21 protein-coding genes are annotated in these 26,012 nt (G+C 46.3%); 19 read left to right on the top strand and 2 right to left on the bottom strand.

The window, feature by feature from the left end; all coding sequences use genetic code 11:
* Positions 1 to 24 precede the first annotated feature (24 nt).
* The 3 genes from SUN_RS11595 to SUN_RS11585 all read left to right on the top strand — a co-directional run bounded on the left by SUN_RS11595 (position 25) and on the right by SUN_RS11585 (position 5,866).
* On the top strand, positions 25 to 1,758 hold the full coding sequence (locus SUN_RS11595; RefSeq protein WP_012084014.1) for an ATP-binding protein: 1,734 nt from the start codon (positions 25 to 27) through the stop codon (positions 1,756 to 1,758).
* Positions 1,759 to 1,986: 228 nt separating this feature from the next.
* On the top strand, positions 1,987 to 2,466 hold the full coding sequence (locus SUN_RS11590; protein WP_012084013.1) for an REP-associated tyrosine transposase: 480 nt from the start codon (positions 1,987 to 1,989) through the stop codon (positions 2,464 to 2,466).
* A 190-nt stretch (positions 2,467 to 2,656) separates the two neighbouring features.
* The gene (locus tag SUN_RS11585; protein WP_012084012.1) at positions 2,657 to 5,866 is read left to right on the top strand and encodes an Eco57I restriction-modification methylase domain-containing protein; all 3,210 of its coding nucleotides are present in this window, start codon (positions 2,657 to 2,659) and stop codon (positions 5,864 to 5,866) included.
* Between the two features lie 206 nt (positions 5,867 to 6,072).
* Here SUN_RS11585 and SUN_RS11580 read toward each other — a convergent pair whose 3' ends face one another.
* Positions 6,073 to 6,477, bottom strand: coding sequence for a rhodanese-like domain-containing protein (locus tag SUN_RS11580; protein ID WP_012084011.1), 405 nt, complete (start codon positions 6,475 to 6,477; stop codon positions 6,073 to 6,075).
* 184 nt (positions 6,478 to 6,661) lie between these two features.
* On the opposite strand from SUN_RS11580, the gene SUN_RS11575 reads away from it, so the two are divergent.
* The 15 genes from SUN_RS11575 to nuoN are packed head-to-tail and all read left to right on the top strand — an operon-like array spanning position 6,662 to position 24,407.
* Positions 6,662 to 7,051 carry an NAD(P)H-quinone oxidoreductase subunit 3 gene (locus SUN_RS11575; protein ID WP_012084010.1) on the top strand — a complete coding sequence of 130 codons (390 nt, stop codon included), beginning with the start codon at positions 6,662 to 6,664 and terminating at the stop codon, positions 7,049 to 7,051.
* Complete coding sequence (locus SUN_RS11570; RefSeq protein ID WP_012084008.1) at positions 7,033 to 7,551, top strand: NuoB/complex I 20 kDa subunit family protein; 519 nt, start codon at positions 7,033 to 7,035, stop codon at positions 7,549 to 7,551. The genes SUN_RS11575 and SUN_RS11570 overlap by 19 nt, the downstream gene beginning before the upstream one ends.
* Positions 7,551 to 8,336: an NADH-quinone oxidoreductase subunit C gene (locus tag SUN_RS11565; protein ID WP_012084006.1), complete on the top strand. Its 786-nt coding sequence runs from the start codon at positions 7,551 to 7,553 to the stop codon at positions 8,334 to 8,336. The genes SUN_RS11570 and SUN_RS11565 overlap by 1 nt, the downstream gene beginning before the upstream one ends.
* A 9-nt stretch (positions 8,337 to 8,345) precedes the next feature.
* Complete coding sequence (nuoD, locus tag SUN_RS11560; protein ID WP_012084005.1) at positions 8,346 to 9,575, top strand: NADH dehydrogenase (quinone) subunit D; 1,230 nt, start codon at positions 8,346 to 8,348, stop codon at positions 9,573 to 9,575.
* Between the two features lie 12 nt (positions 9,576 to 9,587).
* Positions 9,588 to 10,202, top strand: a complete 615-nt coding sequence (locus tag SUN_RS13820) for an NADH-ubiquinone oxidoreductase subunit E family protein (protein WP_012084004.1) — start codon at positions 9,588 to 9,590, stop codon at positions 10,200 to 10,202.
* Entirely contained in the window at positions 10,202 to 12,211 is a 2,010-nt protein-coding gene (locus tag SUN_RS11550; RefSeq protein WP_012084003.1) for an FAD-dependent oxidoreductase, read from the top strand. Before SUN_RS13820 ends, SUN_RS11550 begins: the two co-directional genes overlap by 1 nt.
* Position 12,212: 1 nt before the next feature.
* Positions 12,213 to 14,471 carry a 2Fe-2S iron-sulfur cluster-binding protein gene (locus tag SUN_RS11545; protein WP_232501335.1) on the top strand — a complete coding sequence of 753 codons (2,259 nt, stop codon included), beginning with the start codon at positions 12,213 to 12,215 and terminating at the stop codon, positions 14,469 to 14,471.
* 1 nt (position 14,472) lies between these two features.
* Complete coding sequence (locus tag SUN_RS11540; RefSeq protein WP_012084001.1) at positions 14,473 to 16,935, top strand: NADH-quinone oxidoreductase subunit G; 2,463 nt, start codon at positions 14,473 to 14,475, stop codon at positions 16,933 to 16,935.
* Position 16,936: 1 nt separating this feature from the next.
* Positions 16,937 to 17,968, top strand: a complete 1,032-nt coding sequence (nuoH, locus tag SUN_RS11535) for an NADH-quinone oxidoreductase subunit NuoH (RefSeq protein ID WP_012083999.1) — start codon at positions 16,937 to 16,939, stop codon at positions 17,966 to 17,968.
* A gap of 9 nt (positions 17,969 to 17,977) precedes the next feature.
* On the top strand, positions 17,978 to 18,601 hold the full coding sequence (gene nuoI / locus SUN_RS11530; protein WP_012083998.1) for an NADH-quinone oxidoreductase subunit NuoI: 624 nt from the start codon (positions 17,978 to 17,980) through the stop codon (positions 18,599 to 18,601).
* Between the two features lie 11 nt (positions 18,602 to 18,612).
* A complete protein-coding gene (locus tag SUN_RS11525) occupies positions 18,613 to 19,176 on the top strand; it encodes an NADH-quinone oxidoreductase subunit J (RefSeq protein ID WP_012083996.1) in 564 nt (187 codons plus the stop codon).
* Positions 19,173 to 19,475, top strand: a complete 303-nt coding sequence (gene nuoK / locus SUN_RS11520) for an NADH-quinone oxidoreductase subunit NuoK (RefSeq protein ID WP_012083995.1) — start codon at positions 19,173 to 19,175, stop codon at positions 19,473 to 19,475. The genes SUN_RS11525 and nuoK overlap by 4 nt, the downstream gene beginning before the upstream one ends.
* A gap of 2 nt (positions 19,476 to 19,477) precedes the next feature.
* Positions 19,478 to 21,373: an NADH-quinone oxidoreductase subunit L gene (gene nuoL, locus SUN_RS11515; RefSeq protein WP_012083994.1), complete on the top strand. Its 1,896-nt coding sequence runs from the start codon at positions 19,478 to 19,480 to the stop codon at positions 21,371 to 21,373.
* A gap of 11 nt (positions 21,374 to 21,384) precedes the next feature.
* The gene (locus tag SUN_RS11510) at positions 21,385 to 22,917 is read left to right on the top strand and encodes an NADH-quinone oxidoreductase subunit M (protein ID WP_012083993.1); all 1,533 of its coding nucleotides are present in this window, start codon (positions 21,385 to 21,387) and stop codon (positions 22,915 to 22,917) included.
* Complete coding sequence (gene nuoN, locus SUN_RS11505; protein ID WP_012083992.1) at positions 22,917 to 24,407, top strand: NADH-quinone oxidoreductase subunit NuoN; 1,491 nt, start codon at positions 22,917 to 22,919, stop codon at positions 24,405 to 24,407. The genes SUN_RS11510 and nuoN overlap by 1 nt, the downstream gene beginning before the upstream one ends.
* A 51-nt stretch (positions 24,408 to 24,458) precedes the next feature.
* On the opposite strand, the gene miaA is transcribed toward nuoN, so the two are convergent.
* A complete protein-coding gene (gene miaA, locus SUN_RS11500) occupies positions 24,459 to 25,364 on the bottom strand; it encodes a tRNA (adenosine(37)-N6)-dimethylallyltransferase MiaA (RefSeq protein ID WP_012083991.1) in 906 nt (301 codons plus the stop codon).
* 77 nt (positions 25,365 to 25,441) lie between these two features.
* Between miaA and SUN_RS11495 the strand changes: the two genes are divergently transcribed.
* Complete coding sequence (locus tag SUN_RS11495) at positions 25,442 to 25,999, top strand: CDP-alcohol phosphatidyltransferase family protein (protein ID WP_012083990.1); 558 nt, start codon at positions 25,442 to 25,444, stop codon at positions 25,997 to 25,999.
* The last annotated feature ends 13 nt before the right edge of the window (positions 26,000 to 26,012 follow it).

Below are 26,012 nucleotides of genomic sequence, written 5' to 3'. Positions count from 1 at the left end.
TTAAAGAAAACTATAGGAAAATGATTGAAATATCTTATTGATTTTATTGAAGCAAAAGAGGTAGAAAAAACCTCGATCTATACACATTTGAAATGTACGAAAACAGAGGCGGAACTGGTGCAGTATGTCTGCCGCCGTTATGTCAAAGGCATAGAAGAAGTGCCTGTGCTCGAACTTCTGCAGGACAACTTTCCGGACAAAGGCCACGCCTACCTGAACCAACTTGGACTGGTCAAGAATCTGCTCGATCTGGGCTGGTTCATTCAGATGAGTTTCGGTCAGGTCAAAGCGCATGAAACATCACAGATAGAGATACTCAACACCTCCGTAACGCCGAGCATCTCCCTTCTGCGTCTCCTCGAAGAGGGCTCTCTGGAGATCTATCTTCCCGAGATCAAGCCCTACACCGACCATCTGGAGTATCTTCAGGACCAGTTCGACATGGTGGCCCTGCTGCACAAGATCGCAACCTTCAAACAGGGCTTTGCGGATAACTCCCTGAGCATCGGCCGATTGAAGAACAAGTTGACACTCTTGACAACACGTATACAGGAACGCGTGAAGATTACTGAAACGCCTATCGTGGTGGAAGAGTTCTTCAAGGAGAAAGGACTCGATGAAAAGGAACAGCGCATCTTCCTCGCCCTCCTGAAAGAGGAATACAGCGGAGGAGAAGGACAGTTCAGAGACATGAACACGCTTATAGAACTGATCTCCTTCGACGAATACGAGAAGATCAAGAACCGTGCCCTGCTTGAAGATGGAGCAAAGCTCATTACCGAAGATATCATCGACTATGAAGAGATACTCAATATGTTCGGTGGTGTGAGCCGTTCTTTCTATCTGCAGGAAGAAGTGATGCAGCGGATCATTCATCCCAAGAAAAAAAAGAAGGTCACCAAACTCAAGCTCGATGCGCTGGTGCAGGAACAGGAGCTTTTCGAATATCTCAAGCCTGCCACGACGCTCGATGATGTCGTGCTTCACCCCAAAACAAGAGAGACTCTGAACAATGTTGTCAAACAGGTTGACAAAGAGGTTTTCAAGAAACTCAAAGAGTGGGGTATCAAAGACAAGCGAAAAGGCATCGATGCGCGCATCATTTTCTACGGTGCAGCAGGTACGGGGAAAACGATGACAGCGATGAGTTTGGCAAAGACCCTCAAACGTCCCATTCTCTCTTTTGACTGTTCGAAGATCCTTTCCATGTATGTGGGGGAGAGTGAAAAGAATGTCAGGCGTATCTTCGACGACTTCAAGGAGTTGAGTAAAAAAGCAAAGGTCGATCCCATACTGCTGCTCAACGAAGCCGACCAGTTCCTTAGTTCCCGAAGCGAAGGGGCAGGCTCTTCGGCAGATAAGATGCACAACCAGATGCAGAACATCTTCCTCGAGCAGATAGAGAAGTTCGAAGGTATCCTCATTGCGACCACGAACCTTCTCGGGAATATCGATAAAGCTTTCTCGAGACGCTTCAACTACAAGATAGAGTTCAAAAAACCCGGTAAAAAACAGCGCCTGAGACTCTGGCAGTTCATGCTCCCCGAAAAAGCGGACTATGCGGAAGATTTCGATGTCGAAGCACTGGCAAAATACGAACTCACCGGCGGACAGATCAACCTTGTCATCCGAAACACTGCCTACAAAGTCGCCGTCAGAGAAGAAAGTGTCTTTTCCAACCGGGACTTCCTCGAAGAGATAGAAAAAGAGCTTGGCAGCAGTTTCGACGGAGCGAAGAGTATGGGGTTTAAGGTATAATCTGCCCGATTGAACACAGTCTTGTCCCCGCGTAGGGTGACCGTCCCCTGACGGCACCAGCTCACAATTATTCCGGTAAAAACCAACATGTTCCCATCCCAAAATATTGGTGCTGTGAGGGCACAGCACCCTACGCGAATACAGCATAACATTAGAATCTATATTCCAAAAACATGACAATTTGCCATATTATTGATGATGACCATAGTTTTATTATACACTTTTGATATGGCAGATTACAAACGAATATTCCAAAACGGATATAGCTATTTCATTACCATGGTAACACACAGACGGAAACCTTTTCTGATAAAACATATTGACATTCTCCGTAAAAGTTTTCAGCTGAGCAAAAAAAACTATGATTACCGTATTGCCGCGATTGTAATCATGCCCGACCATCTCCATATGATCATTACACCCAAAAATGTTGAAGAGTACCCCAAAATTATATCCCATATCAAAAGAAGTTTTGTGTATGGTTTGGATCATGCAATCAAGGTAAAAGCCAAAATGACGTTAAACCAATCTCCTTATCGGAGAAAACATTCAGGTATTTGGCAAAAACGCTATTACGAACATACCATCCGAAATGAAAAAGATATGTTGGAAAAGATGCAATACATGTATCATAACCCGGTCAAGCACGGATATGTCGATGAACCGAACCAATGGGAATATTCGTCATTTCGATTTAAACGTAAATGAATATATCTAAATTGTTTTTGGTGCCGTCAGGGGACAGTCACCCTACGGGGAATTTGATAACGTAGTCCGAGTAGGGTGCTGTTTCCTCACAGTACCACAACCCTTGACCATGTAAAACCAATCCAACACACATAACAAAACCCAAAAACATCTGCTATAATAATCCAAATCAAAACACATAGGTTCCTGTATGTCCCTGTTCCAAAACTCCGTCCTCCGAAACTACCTGAGAAATATGGACACAGCTTCTGTGTCAAAGGCATACGAGACCTACAAACAAGAATTCCTCTCAAAAATAGCCAATATCAAAACCTCAAAGGAAGAGCAGTATCAGTACGGATTTCTGGATGATCTTTTTGTCAAGGTCTTGGGCTATACGCTCAATCCTTCGCCGGGGTATGACCTTATAGCCGAACAGAAAAATGTCAGCGACAGTAAGAAAGCGGATGGTGCGATACTTAAAGATGGCAAGGTCATCGCCGTCATCGAACTCAAATCAACCAAAACCAAATCCATGGACAAGATCGTTGATCAGGCGTTCAACTACAAGAACAACCATCCTGCCTGTAAATACATCATCACTTCCAACTTTGAGAAGCTTCGCTTTTATGTGGAGTATTCGGACAGATATGAAGAGTTCAACCTTTTTATGCTGGATGAGGAGCGTTTTGGGCTGTTCTACTATCTGCTCAACAAAGAAAAACTCTTTGCCGATATTCCTCTAAAGCTGAAACAGGATTCCAAACTCCAGGAAGAGAGCATCTCCAACGAGCTTTACAAAAAATATGCCGGGCTTAGGCTCAATCTTTTTGAAAACATCATTGAGAACAACCCGCAGACAGACCGGCATCTTTTGCTTGAAAAGACGCAGACCATCCTGGACCGTATGGTGTTCATCTTCTTTGCCGAAGACCGGGGCATCCTTCCTCCCAACACCATTCAGTCCATCATAGACCATTACAAAGGCGACATCGAAGACCGTGACCTGTGGCATTTTTACAAGATCTACTTCAAAGCGATCAATCAGGGTAACAAAAAACTGAACATCCCCGAATACAATGGCGGGCTTTTTGCCGCCGATGAGGTGCTTGAAAGTTTGAAGATCGACAATCATGTCATCGATGCCTGCCCTCTGGCGCTGAGTGCCTACGACTTCAATACCGACATCGATGTGAATATTCTCGGGCATATCTTTGAGAACTCGCTCAACGACATCGAAGAGCTAAAAGCGCGTATCAACGATACCGATTTTGACGCGTCAAAGTCCAAACGGAAGAAAGACGGTGTTTTTTACACGCCGGAGTACATCACGAGGTACATCGTCGACAATACACTGGGAAAACTCTGTCAGGCCAAAAAAGAGGCACTTGGATTGGATGACGTGGAGATAGAGGTGCCGAAGAACCCCAAAAAGCTCAACAAAACAGAGACGAAGCTAAAAGAGGCACTCGAAGCCTATCGTGAATATCTACTCGGACTCAAGATACTCGACCCCGCCTGCGGTTCGGGCGCATTTCTCAATCAGGCACTGAATCATTTGTTGGAAGAGCATGACTTCATAGACGAGGGTATCAGGACACTGATGGGCGGTTCTGTGCTTGGGCTCTACGATGTCAAAAAAGGCATTCTGGAGAACAACCTCTACGGAGTCGATATCAACGCCGAAGCCGTGGAAATCGCCAAACTCTCTTTGTGGCTCAGAACGGTGGAAAGCGGAAGAAAGCTCAACAAATTGGCAGACAAGATAAAGGTAGGGAATTCACTCATAGATGACAAGTCTGTGGCAGAAGATGCCTTTGTCTGGGAAGAGGAGTTCCCGGAAGTCTTTGGAGCCGATGCTTCAGCTTCGGAAAAAGAGTTGCAGAAGGGTGAAGCTGAAGCATCACTTCCAAGAGGCGGCTTTGATGTGGTGATCGGGAATCCGCCGTATGTACGGCAGGAGCTTTTAAGTGCTGAAGACAAAGACTTTTTTAAAAATCATTATCAAACCTATCATGGTACGGCGGACCTGTATGTGTACTTTTATGAAAAGGCATTCTCTCTCCTCAAAGAAAATGGACATATGTCATATATCTCTTCAAGTTCTTATTTCAAAAGCGGTAGTGGAGCAAATTTACGTAAATATCTAAAGTATAATACAGTCATAGAAAAGTTGATAGATTTTGGGGATGATACGGTATTTGAAGAGGCTACCACATATCCGGTGATTTTTATTGGTCGCAAAAACAACGAGGACAATAACTATATTTCGACCTATATTAAAGATAGTTCTGATATGCAGGAAATTGAGCAGTATAGTAAAGGGAAAATGCATCAAAGTAGACTTAATGATAATCGCTGGCAGTTGGCAGATGAATCGATATTGAAACTTTATGACAAGATTAAGTCAAATAAGTTTACATTGAAAGAATATATTAAAAATGATATATTCAGAGGTGTTCTAACTGGTCTAAATGAAGCCTTTGTAATTCGCAAGGAAATAAGAGATAGATTGATAGTCGAGGATATTCGTAATGCAGAGATATTAAAGCCTTTTTTTGCAGGACAGGATCTTGGCAGATACAAAACACCTGTTGCGGATAAGTACTTATTATTATTCCCAAAAGGCTGGACAAGGGAACAGTCAGGATTAACAGATGAATCTGATGCGTGGAATTGGCTGAAAGACCACAATCCGTCGCTATACAGCTGGCTGGAGCCATTTGCAGAAAAAGGACGTAAGCGTTACGACAAGGGTGAGTTTTGGTGGGAACTGAGAGCGTGTGACTATTATGAAGTATTTGAGAAGCCAAAAATCTTTTATCCTGATATGTCGCAAGGTCCAAAGTTTTGTCTGGACCTGAGCGGCTCCTATTCAACAAACACCACTTATCTTATACCGGGAGATGATCTGTTTTTATTGGGCATTTTAAACTCAAAACTATGCTGGTTTTATCTAAAAAGTATTTGCGAAGCATTGCGGGGAGGTCAGTGGCGATTAAGACTGTTTACACAAAATATTGAGCAGATACCAGTAGCTGAGTTTACAAATGTAGTTAAGAAAAAAATAATGGAAGAGTATGTTGAAAAAATTATAAAATTAAACCAATTGTTGGAAACAAAAAAACATAAATTCCTCAACCGCCTCACCGACAACTACGACCTCGACAAACCCAGCAAAAAACTCGAAGCCTTCTACGAGCTCGACTTCAAAACCTTCCTCAAAGAACTCAAAAAGAAAAAGATCACCCTCACCCTCAAGGAGCAGGACGAATGGGAGGAGTATTTCAATGAGCACAAAACAGAACTTCTGGAATTGCAACGACAAATTGACAACACCGACAAAGAGATTGACAAAATGGTGTATGAACTCTACGGATTGACGGAAGAAGAGATTGCCGTGGTGGAGGGGAATGATTGACCGGTGATACCAGGTTTTGGTGCTGTGAGGGCACAGCACCCTACAGACATACCATTACAACATTAATCTCGTAGGGTGTCCGTGTCCCCACGGCACCGGTTCCCCAAAAATGTAATGCCATATCTCACCCTCTATCATGTAGGGTGTCCGTCCCCTGACGGCACCATTTTTAATCCATACAGATCAATGAAATATGGAATCCAAAACTACTTCACGATCTCCAGGTCGGTCCCCAGCAGGCCGATCATCCCCTGTTTCACGTTGAGTGGTACGAAACCGTGTTTCTCCAATATGCGTGATGCCGCGACGCTTCGGTTTCCGCTGCGGCAGTAGACGATGATCTTTTTGTTTTTGTCGGATTTGAGTTTGTCCAGGTTTGCTTCGAGTTTTCCCAGAGGGATCAGTTTTGCGCCTCTGACATGGCCGATTTTGTACTCGGGGATACTTCTGACGTCCAAAAGCGTGACATTGTCATCGTTCACAAGTAGGGTCTCTGCCTGTTTGGCTGTGATGGAGTCAAAATTGGCCAGTATCCACCCTTTGGTGTAGGCAAAATAGAAAATTAGGGCGATCATGGCGACCCAGTAGAGTACGTTCATCGGCTTTTTCACAACGTTTCCTTAATTTTTTTGACATTCTACCCGTTTTTTGTTTCACATGGTTACAGTCCTCCCCGTGTAAATTGGAAAGAAAAATATGCCTCAATTACTTTAATACTCTTTTGGATACTATTGAAGTGATATTCTGAGAATACTCTCGTGACGATTCTCATGATAATAAAGTAAAGGGATTAACATGACTCATGTAATTACAGAACACCCGTATTTTGGTGTATTTGTTCTATTTGCTCTGACAGCCGTTGCATTTCCTGCAACACTGATGTTGGCACGTATCGTCAGTAGAAAACTGGCCAAACTCGATACCGAAAAGCTAAAGCTCACCATCTATGAGTGTGGGCCGGAAGTCACCAAGCAGCCGAACACTATCTCGGCGCAGTTCTACCTGATCGCACTTCTTTTCATCCTGTTCGATGTGGAAATTATCTTTATGTTTCCATGGGCGATCGACTTTAAACTGCTTGGCTGGTTCGGATTTGCGGAGATGATACTATTTATAGTACTACTTGCGATCGGTTTTGTATATGCATGGAAGAAAGGAGCACTTGAATGGCACAGCATCAAGTAAATTACGCCTCAGCAGCAGGCTTGCCGATAGCATTGACTTCGGTAGACAAATTGGTAAACTGGGGGCGTTCAAACTCGCTCTGGCCGTTGACATACGGACTCGCATGTTGTGCGATCGAAATGATGGCATCAGGTGCGTCACGTTACGACTTCGACAGAATGGGTACGATCTTCAGGGCTTCCCCGAGACAGGCAGATGTCATGATCCTGGCAGGAACGCTTTCCAAGAAGCACTCTGAATTCGCAAGAAGACTGTATGACCAGATGACTGAACCGAAATGGGTCATCTCTATGGGTTCTTGTGCAAACACAGGCGGCATGTTCAACACCTATGCAACCGTGCAGGGGGTTGACAGAATTATTCCTGTTGATATTTACCTTCCGGGGTGTGCACCAAGACCTGAAACGCTTCAGTATGCACTGATGATGCTTCAGAAGAAGATCAGAAGAGAGTCTGCAAATATGAATAACAATACAAAACAGAATTTGAGGTTGGTGTAATGAGAAAATATACTCCAAAAGACAACGTACAGAAAAAATCATACTATACGGACAGATACTGGGTGGCACCGCGTGTACCTCAGACGGAAGTGGAAGAGGGAAGCCACTTTGCAGATGTGGTCAAAGCACTGGGCAGAAAAGCAAAAGAGTCTTATGTTTCTGTCGGGCAGCTTGTCATCCACATTAAAGCAACAGACAATTTCGATGTCATGAAAACCCTTAAAGAGACATGCGGTTATACACAGTGCTCAGAACAGTCGGCGGTAGATTACCTGGCACAGGACGGCGAGTTCGAACTTTTCTGGCAGCTGCTGAATATTACGGAAGCCAAAAGAGTCAGAGTGACTACGCGTATTAAAGAAAATGAAGCGATCGAGAGTATTCAACCGCTTTTCAGGTCAGCGAACTTTGCTGAGCGTGAAATGTTCGATATGTTCGGTATCAAGGTCAACAACCATCCGTTCCTCAAGCGTATCCTTATGCCGGATGACTGGGAAGGACATCCTCTTCTGAAAACATATCCGTTACATGGTGACGAGTTCGCTTCCTGGTATGAAGTTGACAAGATCTTCGGTAAAGAGTACAGAGATGTGATCGGGCCTGAGAACAGAGACCCTGCACGTATCGACAGATACGATACAAAACGTTTCTCCAGAGTCGGCTATGAAGTGCCGTTCGGTGCAGATATTTCCGAGGGAGAAAAAGAGAATCCGATCGAGTACAGCGAAACGATCCTTGTGGATTACACTAAAAAATCCGGTAAACAGCTGGATGAGCGAAGATAAGGGGAGAGAATGCAACAACCAAATAAATTAACACCGTTTTTCGAAAACCTCAATTTCGAGCGCGACGACAACACAATGGTGATCAACTTCGGTCCTCAGCACCCTTCGGCGCACGGACAGCTTAGACTTGTTCTTGAGCTTGAAGGTGAGCAGGTGGTCAAAGCCTATCCGGACATCGGTTACCTTCACAGAGGGATCGAAAAAATGGCGGAAAACATGACCTACAACGAGTTCCTCCCTACCACAGACAGACTTGACTATATCGCGTCCACGGCAAACAACTATGCCTATGCGCTGGCGGTAGAGAAACTGCTTGGTATCGAAGCACCGAGACGTGCGCAGGTCATCAGAACAATGCTTCTTGAGATCAACCGTCTCATCTCCCACCTTTTCTTCATTGCGACACATGCCCTCGATGTCGGTGCAATGTCCGTATTTCTGTACGCTTTCCGTGAACGTGAATTCGGTATGGACCTTATGGAAGACTACTGTGGAGCAAGACTGACACACTCTGCTGTACGTATCGGCGGTGTGCCTTTGGACCTTCCGAACGGCTGGATCGAGAAAATGATCTCATGGTGTGACAAAGTCGATCATGAGTTGGAACATACATACAACGCCCTGCTTCAGGAAAACCGTATCTGGAAGATGCGTCTGGAAGATGTGGGGGTGATCTCTGCGGAAGATGCACTTTCATGGGGCTGTACGGGTCCGATGCTCAGAGGTTCCGGTGTCAACTGGGATATCAGAAAAGAAGAGCCGTACGAGCTTTACGGTGAACTCGATTTTGATATTCCTGTCTCCGACAGATGTGATTCCTACGGACGTTACAGACTTTATATGGAAGAGATGCATCAGTCTACAAGAATTCTCAGACAGCTTGTTTCCAAGTATAAAGAGAGTGAACCTCAGTTGATGGCACATGCACCTCAGTACATCTCCGCTCCGAAAGAGGAGATCATGACGCAGAATTATGCTCTGATGCAGCATTTTGTGCTGGTCACACAGGGTATGAGACCGCCGAAAGGTGAAGTCTATGTACCGACTGAGTCTCCGAAAGGGGAGCTTGGATTCTACATCAAATCAGAGGGTGAGCCGTATGCTTACAGACTGAAGTGTAGAGCCCCGAGTTTCTTCCATACCGGACTGCTGCAGGAAATTCTTGTAGGAACATATATTGCTGACGTCGTTACGATCATTGGTTCTACCAATATCGTATTCGGTGAAGTCGATCGTTAAGGAGAATAGCGTATGAAAAGATATGATTTAAGACATTTACATGACGATTTCTATGACAGAATGGTCGAACTTATCGATAAAGGACTGAAGGTCGGTGAAGTAGGTATCTTCCTTTTTGAAGTAGGAGATTTCTCTTCCATCCAGAAGTCTGCCGATGTGATCAAAGAGACGGGACACGACCTGATGAACTCACTGAAGTTCAATGAAGTGGACTGGACAGTAGTTGTCAAAAAAGTGGATGATGAAACAAGAAAAGAGCGTGCCGAGAAGATCGCGGCAGCCAAAGCAGCTGCGGAAAAAGCGGCTAAAGAGGCAGAAGAAGCGGCTGCACTGAAAGCCGAAGAAGAAGCCAAGGCAAAAGCGGAAGCCGAAAAAGCCGCGGCGGAAGCAGCAGCCAAAGAAGAAGCTGAAAAAGCCGAAGCAGAGAAAAAAGCGGCGGAAGAGGCCAAGGCCAAGGCTGAAGCGGAAAAAGCAGCGGCAGAAAAAGCGGAAGCCGAGAAAAAGGCAGCTGAAGAAACAGCGGCAAAAGAGGCTGCTGCAAAAGCAAGCAAGCCGGCACCCAAAAAACAGCCTGCGAAAAAACCTGCAGCCAAAAGAAACACTGCCAGAAAACCAAAGGCTAAATAATGTCTGGAATTGTATTCTCAACTTGGAGAGGCGAGTTTATCGACAACCGCGGTAAACCCTCTGACGAGTCGAGCCAATCCGAATTCAAACTGCCTGAGACCTACCACGGGGAGAAGAACTCCAAAGCGTTCATTGGCTGGGATGGCGTTGCCATTTTTGACGAGAACATTGATGCAGTGGAGTTGGCTTCAAAGTATGCGGCACAGTATCAGGAATATTCCGAAGCCTGTGGACGTTGTGCACCGGGTAGATGGGGCGGTAGAATTCTTTATGATCTGCTTGACAAGATCGCCAGAGGCGAAGGTTCGCATGATGATATTGCCCATCTCAAAGAGATCAGCAAAACCATGATGGCTACATCCAAATGTGAGATCGGGAAAACGGTTCCAAAACCCATTCTTGACCTGATGGAATACTATAAGGATCAGTTCGATACCTGTATCGATGCGCAGATTCCGTCGAAACATTACGGTGGAGAGACAGACTATATCGCCAAGGTTACCGCACCGTGTACGGATATGTGTCCGGCGCATGTGGATATCCCTGCCTATATAGAGGGTGTAAGGGATATGGTATTTACCGATTCGCTGGCAGCCACAAGACAGACGATGCCTCTGGCACACACCTGCGGACGTGTCTGTCCCCATCCGTGTGAAGATGCCTGTCGCCGTGCAAACCTCGATGAGCCTATCTCCATTATGGAACTGAAGCGTCTCGGTGCGGACTATGAAACCGACCATGACCTTGAATGGCTGCATCCGCAGGAGCCGAAGCCTCCAAGGAACGATGGTAAGAAAGTCGCGATCATCGGAGCGGGACCGGCAGGGCTGACAGCGGCATACTACCTGGCGCTCGAAGGGATACAGGTCGATATCTTCGAAGAACTACCCGTTAACGGCGGTGAAGTTGCCGTGGGTGTACCCGAGTACAGAATGCCTGTAGACAAGTACAACAAAGATATCGAACTGGTTCTCAGTATGCCGACAGTGAGCATTACCAACAACCACAGAGTGGATGCGGAGCGTCTCAAAGAGATAGATGCTGAGTATGATGCCACACTGCTCGGGTTTGGTGCGAGACTTTCCAAAAAAGTGCGTGCTGCAAACGAAAACCCGAAAATGGGCGGTTACTGGGGTGCTATCTCAATGCTTGACAAGGTCAATCTCTGGCATAAGTACGGGATAGGTTCACCGGCTTCCGAAGACTTGAAAGACAAGGTCGTTGTCTGTGTCGGTGGTGGGTTTACCTCAATGGATGTCGTACGATGTTCCATCCGTGAAGGCGCCAAGAAGGTGATCATGCTCTATCGTCGTGATGAGAAGACGATCATCCGGAACACGACCTATGAAGAGTATCATGAGGCGGTCGAAGAGGGTGTGGAGTTCATCTTCCACTCGGCGATCGAAGAGATTTTCGATGACGGTGAGAAGATCACGAAACTCAAAGTGAACCGTTTCGAGCTTGTACCGGATCCCAACGGAGGACGTGCACAGCTTGTCAAGATTGAAGGCGGGGATTTCGAGATCGAATGTGACTACCTGATCCCTGCGGTCTCTCAGGCACTTGACACACAGCTACTGCCTGAAGAGTGGAGTCTCGAGATGACATCCTGGAACAGTATCCTGACAAACGGCAAGGATTTTATGACCACGCGTCCGGGACTTTTTGCCGCAGGTGACTGTGAGTACGGCCCAATGACGATAGTCAATGCCGTAGGCCAGGCACGCCGTGCTGCTTCGGTCATCAGCCGCTACATCTATGACGGTAAATGTACCCTGACGGATGACGAGATCATGGAAGACCATCTTAACCGGCTCAAAGTCTATGACAAGAAAGAGAAGATCACGGGCTGGATGCCGGGGCTTCCGAGAGCTGAGAGTGAAAAACTCGGTGTAGATGAGAGAAGGACCAACAACAAAGAGGTCAATCTCGGATTTACCGGGGAAGAGGCCATCGCGGAAGCAGAAAGATGTATGCGATGTTATTATATTTCAATGGTGGCGGTGTGATATGAGTGTACATAATTCTATGAATACCGGAAAAGAGATCACAGTCACTATCAACGGCAAAGAGTTCAAAAGTACCTTTGGCAAGACCATTCTGGAGATTGCCAGAGAGAATGATATTTATGTCCCGACCATGTGTTACCTGACAAAGGTGCTGCCGATCGGTTCATGCCGTATGTGCGTGGTCGAGGTCGAAGGTGTGGAGGGAATGATCCTCTCCTGCCAGGAAAAAGCGACGGACGGTGCGGTCATCACAACCGACAGTACGGCACTCTACGAAGAACGTCAGAGCATTATGAAGCTCTACAATGTTAACCACCCGCTTGAGTGCGGTGTCTGTGACAAGAGCGGCGAATGCGACCTTCAGAACAAGACCATGGAGTTCAATCTTGAAGCACAGGACTTTACGGCAAGAGACCAGAACAGACCGGTAGAGAACTGGGGGCATGTCTCCTACGACCCTGCGCTCTGCATCATGTGTGAAAAGTGTGTGCGTGTCTCAACTGAGATCACCGGAGATGAAGCACTCAAAATAAAATTCGGTGGATACGGTTCGACCATCATCAATACCAAAAAAGAGAAGAATTACGCTTCCCTGGGCGAAGCGGCAGCAGTCTGTCCCGTAGGGGCACTGGTCAGTACGAAGTTCAAATATACGGCCAATGCCTGGGAATTGACGAAGATCCCAAGCGCATGCCCGCATTGCGGCGGCGGATGCCAGATGTATTATGAAGTGAAGAATGACAGGATCTACCGTGTGACCAATGAGTTTGAATTTACCAATCTTTGTGGTGCGGGCAGATTCGGTTTTGACTATGCCAACGAGGGTGTGACCAAAGATAAAGAGGCTTTTGCAAAAGCGGTTGACGCTTTTAAGAAAGCCGGTACCGTTCTTCTCTCGAACCAAACCTCCAACGAGGAAGCGCTGATACTGCAAAAGCTCAAAGAGAAACTTGGCTTTAAACTTGTCTCTCCGGAAGCAAGAGCCTATCAGAAATTCATGCAAGCTTATAGCAGTATTACCGGGAAGCATCTCTACGGCGGTACGCTAAAAGCGATTTCCGAGTCTAAAGCAGTGATCGTATTCGGTTCGCGTATCAATGACGATGCGCCTGCGGTGAAGTACCATATCAATATGGCGAGCAAGTGGCACCAGGCGAGAGTGGCTTACATGCATCCGCTTGAAGACAAAGAGATACAGAATATCGTGACCCAGTTCATCAAGTATGAAGTGGGAAGTGAAGAGGGGGTTGCCGCACTGCTGGTAGCTGCACTGCTGGCTGAAGCGGACCTGCCAAAATCCGTCAAGTCGTTTATGGATGACCTCGATATCGGATACCTTTCCGCCGAGACCAATGTGGGAGAAGAGGAACTTGAAGCCCTTGAAAAATCACTACGCAAGAAGAGCGGTTTCTCACTGGTGGTCGGGTCCGACCTCTATGCACATCCGAGAGCGGAGCAGATCGCCAAATTGCTTGCCCTGTTTGAACAGTATGCAGGCTTCAATGTAGTCTGTGTACCGCCGGCGGGCAATGCGATGGGACTCTCACTGATCTGTGACCTGGATGATGAGGCGGAAGGCAGTACGGTCGGTTACAATATGCCTGCCGACTTTACCCTTTCTGCCTTGGGTGACGGTGATCTTGATATGCCGGCGATGAATCAGCAGGAAGGCACGATAACTACAGTAGACAAGCGTGTTGTTCCAATGAATGTGGCTCTTTCGAATGGCGGCTATGTTTTGAACGATATTGCCAATGCACTGGGGCTGGATGCGGAATATACCATCGGATATACTGAGGAACTGCCGGAAGAGAAGGGGTTTGAAGCTATCGAGTTTGATGCGCTTCCCGACTACTTCGACAGTGTCGGTAATGAGTATAGAGGCTATCTGCTGAAGGCTAAAAAAGTCTCTGTCAGCAGAATCCTCGAAGAGGTGGAAGAGCTGGAAGGCTATGATGGAGCTGTGGTCTACAGCTGCAATCCGACAGAGCAGTTCTCGGCATTTACCGCTAAGTCATCCCTGCTGGAAGACGAAGCGGTACTTCTGGGCTCACAGCAATTCGCTATGGCGACCAAACTGAAAGACGGTGACCGTATACGGTTCACTATCGATGGTGTGGATTTCGATCGTCTGTTTAGGATCGACACAACCATGAAAGGAACCATTGCCCTTAACCCTACATTTGATATGGGATTAAGTGGAGCTTTGGTATCCTCTTATAGATTTAAGAGGCTAGATTTTGAAAGGGCAGGAAATTAATATGAGTACAGTCAATATTAAAATCGATGGTAAAGAAGTCGCGGTCCAGGAGGGTGAATACATCCTCAACGCCGCACGTGCCAACGATGTTTTTATTCCCGCGATCTGTTACTTGACAAGATGTTCACCGACACTGGCGTGTCGTCTTTGTCTCGTAGAGGCCGACGGAAAACAGGTATATGCATGTAACGCAAAAGTCAAAGAAGGCATGGAGATCACGGTAGATACGCCGAATATCCTTGAAGAACGCCGTGCGATCATGGAAGTCTATGACGTGAACCACCCGCTTCAGTGTGGCGTCTGTGACAAGAGCGGGGAGTGTGAACTTCAGAACTATACCCTTGAACTGGGTGTGGATTCACAGTCCTATATGATCCCGGATACCAAACGGGAAGTGAAGAACTGGAGTTCCGTACTGCATTACGATGCAGGTCTCTGTATCGTGTGTGAAAGATGTACGACCGTCTGTAAAGACATGATCGGTGATGCTGCGCTTACGACGGTCAAAAGAGGCGGAGAAGCACTCGATAAAGGTTTCAAAGATACGATGCCGAAAGATGCCTATGCCATGTGGAACAAACTCCAGAAGTCCGTCATCGCACCGAGTAACGGAACGGAATATACGAACTGTTCGGATTGTGGTGAATGTGCTGCGGTCTGCCCTGTCGGTGCATTGGTCAGCAGAGACTTCCAGTACAAGTCAAATGCCTGGGATCTGAAAAGAGTTCCTGCTGTTTCTGCACACTCTTCTGATGGTTTCCAGATCTATTATGAAGTGAAGCCTGCCTCCATAGAAGACCGGAACGAAAAGATCTTCCGTGTGACCAACGAATGGAATTATGTTTCCCTTGACGGTGCGGCGCGTTTTGCCTATGATTTTGAAAATGCCGATGTCTCCAAAGATGAAACAGCATTTGCTGAAGCACTGGAAGCTTTCAAAAAAGCACAGACCGTGCGTTTCAACTCGGTGATCACGAATGAAGAGGCTTTGATGCTTCAAACACTCAAAGAGAAGTTGGGATTGAAGCTCTACAACCCTGAAGTACGTGCTTTCCAGAAATTCCTCGGATACTATCAGAAAGCCTCCGGTAACAGATTCTGGACAACGGACAACGATGTGATCATGAAGAAGAGTGACTTTGTCATTGCCCTTGGCTCGGCACTCAGAAATGATGCACCCGGAATGAAGTATGCTTTCAACAATGTCCAGAAGATGAATAAGGGTGCGGGATTCTATTTCCACCCGATAGGCGATACGCTTATCCCAAGCTTTGGTAAGAGTGTTGAGTGTTTCACACACAAGCCAGGCTTGGAAGAAGCGGCGCTCTACCTTGTACTTGATCTTTTTGCGGACAAAGAGAAATTGCCGGAAGAGGTCAAAGAGTATCTTGCCGGCTTTAAGTCAACCGAAACGAAGACGATCAAAGAGAAGGTCATGAAAGATGTGACCGAGACTGTTGTCGATGAAGAGACAGGCGAAAGCAAAGAGGTCACCAAAAAGGTCCCTGAAATGGTAGAGAAAGAGATCACGGTCGAGAAGAACGGCCTGGTCGACCTTCTCGGCGGAGATTCGGCTACCTTTGCAGATACGTTTGAGAAGATGATGAAAAAGAAAGAATCCTTCTCCATGATGATAGGTGAAGATTTCTATTATCACGATAAAGCGGAAAATCTGGCGAAACTCATTGCACTGATCGAAGAGACCTCTTCTATTGATGTCGTGATGGCGCCACCGAAAGCCAATGCACTCGGTGTAGCGCTGATCTGTGACCTTGACGATGAAGCCGAAAGTTTCACTGTCGGTTACAACGAACCGGGTGATTTCAGGCTCTCCGCACTGGGTGACGGAGATCTTGATATGCCGGCGATGAATCAGCAGGAAGGGACTTTCACGAACATTTCCAAGAGAGTGGTACCGACCAATGCAGCTGTCGGGTATGGCGGATACGAGCTGAATGATCTTGTTTCGGAACTCATTGATGACGGTGAAAGCCTGACGGTCGACTGGACCGTCAAACTGCCAACTTCAAAAGGATTCCAGAAAGTAGAGTTCGATGCACTGCCGAACGGTTATCTCAATGACGGTATGGAGAACAGAGGCTACCTCCTGAAGACATCCAACAGAAAGGCCAAAACACCTTCTGTAGAGAAATTCGATGAGAATGCAGCACTTGAAGGTGAGATCGTTTACCGATGTAACCCGGCCAGACAGTTCTCAGACTTCTCAGATAAAGCACATGAGATATTTGAACCGTTCGGTCTGTATGCAAGTGTCGAGAAGGCTGAAGCACTTGGAGAGAAAGTGGAAGTGGTATTTGAAAACGGAAGTATCGTTGTTGACGTGATCGCAGACGAGAAGATGACCGGCGATATCACAAAGCTCTCCGATTTCAAAAGTGCGCAGAACGTGTATGAGCTATTTGGCCCTGCCAGATATCAAACAGTAACAATGAGAAAGGTGTAATATGGAAACAACACTCGTACAAAATTTACCGGAAGTGACGGCAGCCGGTGTCATCATCAAAGCCATCATTATTCTGGCAGTGATCTCGGCGATCGCCGGTTTCGGTACATTTATTGAAAGAAAGGTACTGGCATTCATGCAGAGAAGACTCGGGCCTATGCACGTAGGTCCCTACGGACTGCTTCAGCTGGTGGCCGACGGTATCAAACTCTTTACCAAAGAAGATATCGTACCTCAGAACGCGAACAGCCTGATCTTCAAGGTGGCACCTTCGATCACTGCGGCAACCGCTTTCATCGCATTGGCGGCAGTACCGGTATTTCCGGACTTTACGATCCCTGAGTGGATACCGGTGCTCGGCGGTGTATTTGTACCGTCCATTGCAGCAGACCTGAACATTGGTATTCTCTTTGTGCTCGGTATGATGGCGGCGGGGCTTTACGGTCCCCTGCTTGCCGGTATGGCACAGGCGAACAAATGGGGTATCATCGGTGCGGCAAGAACGGCGATCCAGTTTCTGAGTTATGAAGTTGTGACAGGTCTTTCGATCCTGGCACCGATCATGCTGGTCGGATCGCTTTCATTTGTTGATTTCAACAATGCCCAGGCAGGAGGTATCAGCCACTGGCTCATTTGGCAACAGCCTGTAGCGTTTGTGCTTTTCCTTATTGCAGGATTTGCAGAAACGAACAGAACACCGTTTGACCTTCTGGAGCATGAAGCCGAAGTCGTTTCCGGATATGCAACGGAATATTCGGGAATGAGATGGGGTATGTTCTTCATCGGTGAATATGCCAACATGATCACGATCTCCATCATTGCGGCGGTCGTGTTCCTTGGTGGATACAGTGAAGTAGGTATCGGTTGGTTGACGATCATCCTGAAGGTAGGATTCTTCTTCTTCCTGATGCTATGGGTGAGAGCAGCATGGCCGCATGTCAGACCGGATCAGTTGATGTGGCTGTGTTGGAAAGTTTTGATGCCGATCGCCGTGATAAACGTAGTGATCACCGGTATCGTGATGATGGTGTAAGGAGCAGGTATGGGTTTAGAACAATTTAAAAACAGAAACGTAGGTACGCAGAACTATAAAATGCTTGATCTTGGAGAAAGTCCAAAGACAGGCATGGATAAGTTCAAACAGGTTGTGAACAGGACCTTCAAGCTTGAGTTGCTTGTCGGTCTCGGTGTTACGATGCGTGAGATGATCAATGCCCTCTTCAGAGGACAGATGCATACGGTGAAATACCCGTTTGAAAAACTGCCGATCTCTCCAAGATACAGAGCGATCCATGATATGCTCAGATTGCTCGAAAGCGGTCATTACAGATGTATCGGTTGCGGACTGTGTGAAAAGATCTGTATCTCCAACTGTATCACAATGGATACGAGATATGATGAGAATCAAAGAAAAGAGGTCAGTGAATACACGATCAACTTCGGACGCTGTATCTTCTGCGGGTATTGTGCAGAGGTGTGTCCGGAACTGGCGATCGTACACGGACAGAGATATGAGACTGCTTCAGAGCAGAGAGCGAGTTTCTCTCTCTTTGAGGATATGTTGACTCCGATCGACAAGCTCAACCTTCAGCAGGAATATGACGGATTCGGTGCCGTTTCGCCTAACGCTGATGAGAACATTAAAAAAACGCCACTTGCGTATTAGGAGGAGCAGATATGTATGAAACAATAGCCTTTTACCTATTTTCGGCTTTAACAATAGGACTTTTCCTTATCACGGTTATGAGCAAGAACGTACTTTATGCCATGACATCGCTTGCGGCGGGGATGGTATTGATCTCGGGATTCTTTTTTATCCTTGGAGCGGATTTCCTTGGTGTGGTCCAGCTTATCGTATATGTAGGAGCGATCATGGCACTTTATTCATTTGCGATGATGTTCTTTGATGCAACTAAAGATATCAAAGAAAAAAATACCAATCCTGCACTGATCTTTGTGCTTGGCGGCTTGAGTGCATTGGCACTGGTACTCATGTTTGCTGCACCGATCTACAATGAATCGATCCAGGCACTTTATCCGATGCATGAAGGTGTGGGTAATGCACAGGATGTCGGTATCGTACTTTTCACAAAGTACCTTGTACCGTTCGAGGTGGCAGCGGTCATGTTGCTTGTAGCTATGATAGCAGGGATCATCCTTGCCGGTAAAAAAATGGATCAGAGTCTCACTAAAGACACCAGTGTAGATGATGAAATCTTGACACAAAAGGATGCAAAATGATAGGTTTATCTCACTATCTTATCGTCTCTGCACTGATCTTCTCTATCGGGTTGATGGGTGTATTGAGAAGAAGGAATCTTTTAATGCTTTTCTTCGCAACTGAAGTAATGCTCAATGCGGTCAATATCGCATTTGCAGCGATCTCGCACTACTACAATGACCTGACAGGCCAAATGTTTGCATTCTTTATTATTGCGATTGCTGCAAGTGAAGTAGCTGTGGGCCTTGGTATCTTGATTGTATTGTACAAAAGATATGGCAGTCTCGATCTTGACGATCTTGCAAGTATGAAGGGGTAATGATGGAAACTTTAGTATATATAGCATTGTTTGCTCCGTTTGTAAGTTCAATGTTCGCTGCGCTCTTTGGAATGAGCCCGAGACAGACCTTTGTCGGTGTTGTGGCGTCACTGCTGCTCTTTACCTCATTCCTGGCCTCTGCCATATTGGCTTTTTATGTGGCAACGACAGGCATGCCAGTACATGTCACGATGATGGACTGGATCTCCGCAGGTGACCTGCATATCCCGTTCGGTTTCGTGGTCGATCAGGTCTCCGTAACTATGATGACGGTCGTTACACTGGTATCAACGGTTGTTCATATCTACTCAATAGGATATATGGACCATGACAAGAGTTTCAACAGATTCTTCTCATACCTGTCAGCATTCGTTTTCTCCATGATGATTCTTGTCATGTCAGACAACTTTGCCGGACTCTTTATCGGATGGGAAGGTGTTGGTGTCTGTTCATGGTTACTGATCGGTTTCTGGTACCACAAAGAAGACGTTTCCAGAGAAGAGAATCCTTCTATCTCCCCATCATGGGCAGCGAACGAAGCATTCATTATGAACCGTATCGCCGACCTCGGTATGTTGATAGGACTCTTCATCATTTATTGGAATGTAGGCAGCCTTCAGTATGATGTTGTATTTGCAGCACTTCCTGATCTGAGCGGTTCAATACTGAATGCGGCAGCGATCGCACTCTTTATCGGTGCGATGGGTAAATCGGCGCAGTTTCCGCTCCACACCTGGCTGACAGATGCGATGGAAGGTCCTACGCCGGTCTCGGCACTGATTCACGCAGCAACCATGGTAACAGCCGGTGTTTTCCTTGTGATCAGAGCGAACCCGCTCTTTTCCATGACGCCGGAAGTGAGTTATTTTATCGCGGCATTGGGTACTTTCGTTGCGATCTTCGCAGCTTCTATGGCATTGGTCAACAGAGACTTGAAGCGTATCATCGCCTTCTCGACACTTTCACAGCTTGGCTACATGTTCGCAGCGGCAGGACTCGGTGCATACTGGATCGCACTGTTCCACCTTGCAGCACACGCCTTCTTCAAAGCCCTGCTCTTCCTGGGTGCAGGTAACGTAATGCATGCGATGCATGACGAACTGGACATCTTCAAGATGGGTGGATTGAAAAAGACGATGAAGTGGACCTATATTTATATGGGTGTCGCTTCATTGGCATTGGCGGGTATCCCGTTCTTTGCAGGTTTCTTCTCCAAAGATGCCATTATTGAAACGGCATTTAATGAGGGGACACTCTTTTTGTGGGCTGTCCTTGTCGTCACAGCGGGTATGACAGCCTTCTACAGTTTCAGACAGGTCTTCCTGACCTTTGAAGGTGACGAGAGATATAAGAAATACGGAATTCATCCGCATGAAATGTACAAATTTGTACTGATCGCAATGTCTCCGTTGGCTATTCTTGCGGTGATCGCAGGTTTCTTTATGGGAGGTTTCGAACACTTCGTGACCAAACTGCTGCCTGACTATCATATGAGTGAGCATACGCACCACCTGGCACTGGTCCTCGGATTGATCGTTCTTGTCTTTGCCGTAGGCGGTATCGTACTGGCGTATAAGAAATATTACAAAGGACTTGTAAGAGATGAGAAGCTTGAGAACAGCTTCATCTACAAACTGCTTGCCAACCAGTACTATATTCCGAACCTCTACGAGGCAGTCATTACAAAACCGTATGCGATGCTTTCGGAAATGATGTGGAAAGATGTGGATATGAAGATAGTGGATGCCAGCGTTGACGGTATAGCCAAGTTCCTTTATAAGAGTGGTGACAGTTCAAGAAAGATGCAGACTGGTAACCTTTCGAACTATCTGAATTGGATGGCTGTCGGTGCTGTGTTACTCTTGGTAGTCGCAGTTATTTCAGCGATGTTTGTGTAAGGAGAAGATAGATGGAAAATATTTTAAGTATATTGGTGTTTTTTCCTGCGATCGCTGGATTGTTGGGATTTGTTGTAGACAAGGACAGTGCGAGAGCGTACGGTATTACCGTAGCGGCTATCGAGTTCCTTCTCTCTGTTTGGCTGTGGTTCAGTTTCGATACAGCGAATGCAGGGATGCAGTTCGTCGAGCTGATTCCTATTATTCCTGATTTCGGTATCTCTTACTACCTCGGGGTGGACGGTATCTCTCTCTTCATTATCCTGATGGCGACATTGATGACACTGATCGGTATGATGAGTATGAGTATCACGGAGAATATCAAAAATATGATCATCACACTCCTTTTCCTGGAGATGACAATGGTCGGTGTATTCGTTGCGCTCGATGCGATCATATTCTACCTCTTCTGGGAACTGTCACTTGTACCAATGCTCTATATCATTGGAGCATGGGGTGGGCCGCTCAGAGTCTATGCGGCAGTGAAGTTCTTCCTCTATACCTTCACGGGATCACTGATCATGCTGGTAGGTATGCTTTTCGTAGCGTACGTGTACCATAATTTGACAGGTGTATGGAGCTTTGCGATCACAGACTGGTATGCATTGGTACTTCCGGTCAATTACCAGCTTTGGCTCTTTGCAGCCTTCTTCGTCGGTTTTGCGATCAAAGTGCCGATGTTCCCGTTCCACACCTGGTTGCCGTATGCGCACGGTCAAGCACCGACCATCGGTTCTGTTATCCTTGCTGCGGTATTGTTGAAAATGGGTACGTACGGTTTTGTAAGATTCTCGCTTCCGATGTTCCCTGATGCATCCGTATTGGCGATCACACCGATTGCGGCACTCTCCATCGTGATGATCATCTATACGGCGATGGTGGCATATGCACAGAAAGATATGAAGCAGGTCATTGCATACTCATCCGTTTCACACATGGGTATCATCATGCTCGGTATTTTTGCAATGAACGCAGAAGGTATCAGTGGTTCTGTATTCCAGATGCTCTCACACGGTATTGTGTCGGGCGCTCTGTTCATGCTTGTAGGTGTGATCTATGACAGAAGACATACAAAGCTGATGAGCGAATTTGGCGGTTTGGCATCTGTAATGCCGAAATATGCCGTGATCTTCGGGATCATGCTGATGGCTTCTGTGGGTTTACCGTTGACGATCGGATTCGTCGGTGAATTCCTTGTGCTTCTCGGTTTCTATCAGGTTTCACCTGTGCTGACAGTATTGGCAGGTACATCCATCATCATCGGTGCGATCTACATGCTCTCAGTCTATAAAAGCAGTTTCTTCGGTCCGGTGACCAAAGAAGAGAACAAGTCACTGAAAGACCTTAACAGTAAAGAAACATGGTCACTGGTACCATTGGTACTGATCGTAATATGGCTGGGTGTCTATCCCAAACCGGTACTTGCACCGATCGACAATTCTGTCAAAGCGATGTTGACGTTCATGGATGAAAAAGCGATAACGCAGGAGGCAAAAGATATGATCAAAGTGCCTGAATCAACTAATGGAAGGGAGGTTAAGTAATGTTACAGCCTATTAATGTAAGTATGGAAAGTCTTAATCTCATTACGCTTGCACCGATGCTTGTTGCGATCGCAGGCGGTTTGATCATTTTGATACTTGACCTTATCAACAAGAACCTGCACAAATCACTTTATGTGATGTTGACCATACTGATCCTGGTGATCGATTTTGGTGCAACGCTTGGACTGAACGTGAACGAACGCGGTTTCTTCGATGTGATGCTGATCGACGGTGTCTCCATTGTCTCTCAGCTTCTGATCATCGTAGCTTCGATCCTCTTTACACCTTTGGCCTTGACCTCCAAACGTTTCCACGAGTATTCCTATCCGGAGTTCTTTGCACTCTTCCTCTTTATGGTAGCAGGGTTCCAGTTCATGGTTGCAAGTGACAACCTGATCCTGATCTTTGTGGGTCTTGAGACAGCGTCACTTTCACTTTATACGCTTATTGCTCTTCATAACAGAAGCAACTCGTATGAGGCGGCTGTGAAGTACTTTACCATGGGTGCTTTGGCAGCGGCCTTCTTTGCTATGGGTTCAGCAGTGATCTATGCATTGACGGGATCGATAGAACTCTATAGGGTAGCGGATGTATTGGCTGCAAGAATGGGTGAAACGGGACTGATGATCGCTATCTTCGGATCTTCCGTACTCCTTTTGGTGGCGTTTGCCTTCAAACTCTCACTCTTCCCTTTCCATACCTGGGCACCGGATGTGTATGAAGGAGCGTCTGCTCCATTGGCAGGGTATATGTCTGTCGTACCAAAGGTAGCAGCTTTTGTCGTCTCTATCAGAATTTTCGGTATGTATATCGATCTGGGTGTCGAGTGGGTCAGAGTGGTCATCCTGGTACTTGCAGTACTTACCATGACACTGGCGAACCTCATGGCACTGGTACAGGAAGATGTCAAACGTATGCTTGCATACTCATCCATCTCCCATGCAGGTTTCATTATCGCGGCATTGGCACTTGACACGACAGAGGGTACAACAGCGATATTCTTCTACTATGGACTCTTTATGTTCACCAACCTTGGGGCATTTGCGATGCTTTGGATGTCACGTCACAAGAACAGAAGATTCAATGCCAGATTTGACCATCCATACGAGAAATTTGCAGGCTTCATCAAGATCATGCCGATGGGTGCAGTGATCATGGCGATCTTCATGCTTTCACTGGCAGGTGTACCGCCATTCTCTATATTCTGGGGCAAGATCTATGTCATGCAGGCAGCGGTCAACTCCGGGTATGTCTGGCTGGCAATCGTGATGGGTCTGAACTCGGCTATTGCAGCATACTATTACCTGAAGCTCGTGGTTTATATGTTCCTCAAAGATCCGGTAAAAGATGTCGATACAGTCTACTATAACCTCTCCAAGCCATTGATGGCGGTAGTAGGGTTTGCGGCAGTAGCTACAATAGCAGCAATCTTCTATGTCCAACCGCTTGTATCCTATATCTATTATATGATATCTGCGTCCGGATATTAAGAAACGCATAGGGTGGGTTCACCCACCTTTTATCTATCCTGTGGTGCGTGTCTACGCACCCTGCAGTAATATTTTCTCCAACTCCGAAACACTACCTTTTATCACATTATCGAACTGAGAATGATTAAATGTCGTCTGACGTTTGGCCAGTCGGGCTGTATTGACAGTGATCTTCTCTTTGAGCATTTCTCTCTCGTAGATACCGTCCAGATAGGCAAGCGTTTCCTTGATACCGATGGCTTTCATACAGTTGGGTGCTCTTGTGTATTTCTCTTCCAGCATACATATCTCATCGATCAATCCGTCTTCCAGCATCATCTGGGTACGCAGTGAGATACGTTTTCTGAGTAATTCCCTGTCTGTCTCGATCTGATAGATGGGTAGTTCTGACTGTATGGTAGGTTTGGGTGGGAATGCCTTGAAATACTCAGTTGGGCATGTTCCCGTCTCGAAATAGATATCCAGTGCTTTTTCAATACGGTAAGGATCGCTTGATGAGATCTTCTGCATATAGTCAGGGTCAAGAGTAGAGAGCCATTCATGACTCTTTTGGAGATCTCTGAGGGCTTCGGTTGTTCTTCTTTTTGTCGTTTCCGATATCTTTGGAAGTTTACTGATACCTTCCATAAGCATCTTGAGATAGAAACTCGTTCCGCCAACGATCACAAGGTTCTTGTTGTCAGCCACTGCCCTGACATGGACATCTTCATAGAGTCGAATGAAAGTAGTTACATCAAAATCCTCATTCGGAGCAATGAAGTCAATACCAAAGTGTTTTATACCTTTTTGTTCTTCTTTTGTAGGTTTTGCCGAGACGATATCTATCTCTTTGTATATTGAAAGTGAGTCGATGGAAAGAATGTGGGCATCGAGAGCCTGCGCTGCCTTAATGGCAAGTGCAGTCTTTCCTGAAGCTGTAGGACCGATAAGGGCAAGTTGCCTGATAGGTTGATTCATTGTACAATGATAACAAGTTGCGGCTAAGTGTTAAGTACGAAGAGGGTAAAATTGTAAACTAATATCTTGGAGAGTGCATGGATCTGTTCGATAAGCATAATCGTTTCAATATCGCCAATATAGTGACCTATCTGAATGTTTCACTGGGAGTTATTGCCATTTATTTCATTGTCAAGGAAGATTTTTTCACAGCGATCATCCTGGCATGGATCGCGGGAGCCTGTGATATCATCGATGGCAAGCTGGCGCGCAAATATGAGCTCTCGACCGAATTCGGAATACAATTGGACAGCTTTGCCGATTTTATCTCTTTTGTCGTCATGCCGCCGTTCCTGCTGTTCTATGCATTGAAGGGCAGTTTTACGAGCGGATGGGAAGAACTGATTGTAGGGCTTGTTTTCATTGCCTATATTATTTTGGGTCTGCGCAGACTGGTAGAATTCAACCTGAAAGTGGATGCAGGTGAAGTAGCAAAGTACTTTGAAGGCGTGCCGACACCGCTTGGTGCCATACTGCTCTGGGTACTCTATCTGCTATTCTCTTACCATATCGTACCCAGTGTTTTTGTGATTACCCTGCTGGTCGTGGGGATCGCCTGGTCACTGAACAGCCAGTTGAAAATACCACATCCGTAAAAGAGAAGAGTGA

The organism is Sulfurovum sp. NBC37-1 (assembly GCF_000010345.1).
GTDB lineage: Bacteria > Campylobacterota > Campylobacteria > Campylobacterales > Sulfurovaceae > Sulfurovum.
The sequence above is the reverse complement of the archived record's forward strand: the minus strand, read 5'-3'. Positions and strand labels throughout refer to the sequence as shown.

Bases quoted from the DNA above. Each gene is read 5' to 3' on its own strand.
- nuoL (WP_012083994.1), top strand. From the start codon at position 19,478: ATGGAAACTTTAGTATATATAGCATTGTTTGCTCCGTTTGTAAGTTCA.
- SUN_RS11590 (WP_012084013.1), top strand. From the start codon at position 1,987: ATGGCAGATTACAAACGAATATTCCAAAACGGATATAGCTATTTCATT.
- SUN_RS11525 (WP_012083996.1), top strand. From the start codon at position 18,613: ATGTATGAAACAATAGCCTTTTACCTATTTTCGGCTTTAACAATAGGA.
- nuoD (WP_012084005.1), top strand. From the start codon at position 8,346: ATGCAACAACCAAATAAATTAACACCGTTTTTCGAAAACCTCAATTTC.
- nuoH (WP_012083999.1), top strand. From the start codon at position 16,937: ATGGAAACAACACTCGTACAAAATTTACCGGAAGTGACGGCAGCCGGT.
- SUN_RS11510 (WP_012083993.1), top strand. From the start codon at position 21,385: ATGGAAAATATTTTAAGTATATTGGTGTTTTTTCCTGCGATCGCTGGA.
- SUN_RS11585 (WP_012084012.1), top strand. From the start codon at position 2,657: ATGTCCCTGTTCCAAAACTCCGTCCTCCGAAACTACCTGAGAAATATG.
- nuoI (WP_012083998.1), top strand. From the start codon at position 17,978: ATGGGTTTAGAACAATTTAAAAACAGAAACGTAGGTACGCAGAACTAT.
- SUN_RS11575 (WP_012084010.1), top strand. From the start codon at position 6,662: ATGACTCATGTAATTACAGAACACCCGTATTTTGGTGTATTTGTTCTA.
- SUN_RS11545 (WP_232501335.1), top strand. From the start codon at position 12,213: ATGAGTGTACATAATTCTATGAATACCGGAAAAGAGATCACAGTCACT.
- SUN_RS13820 (WP_012084004.1), top strand. From the start codon at position 9,588: ATGAAAAGATATGATTTAAGACATTTACATGACGATTTCTATGACAGA.
- nuoN (WP_012083992.1), top strand. From the start codon at position 22,917: ATGTTACAGCCTATTAATGTAAGTATGGAAAGTCTTAATCTCATTACG.
- SUN_RS11540 (WP_012084001.1), top strand. From the start codon at position 14,473: ATGAGTACAGTCAATATTAAAATCGATGGTAAAGAAGTCGCGGTCCAG.
- SUN_RS11550 (WP_012084003.1), top strand. From the start codon at position 10,202: ATGTCTGGAATTGTATTCTCAACTTGGAGAGGCGAGTTTATCGACAAC.
- nuoK (WP_012083995.1), top strand. From the start codon at position 19,173: ATGATAGGTTTATCTCACTATCTTATCGTCTCTGCACTGATCTTCTCT.
- miaA (WP_012083991.1), bottom strand. From the start codon at position 25,364: ATGAATCAACCTATCAGGCAACTTGCCCTTATCGGTCCTACAGCTTCA.
- SUN_RS11565 (WP_012084006.1), top strand. From the start codon at position 7,551: ATGAGAAAATATACTCCAAAAGACAACGTACAGAAAAAATCATACTAT.
- SUN_RS11570 (WP_012084008.1), top strand. From the start codon at position 7,033: ATGGCACAGCATCAAGTAAATTACGCCTCAGCAGCAGGCTTGCCGATA.
- SUN_RS11495 (WP_012083990.1), top strand. From the start codon at position 25,442: ATGGATCTGTTCGATAAGCATAATCGTTTCAATATCGCCAATATAGTG.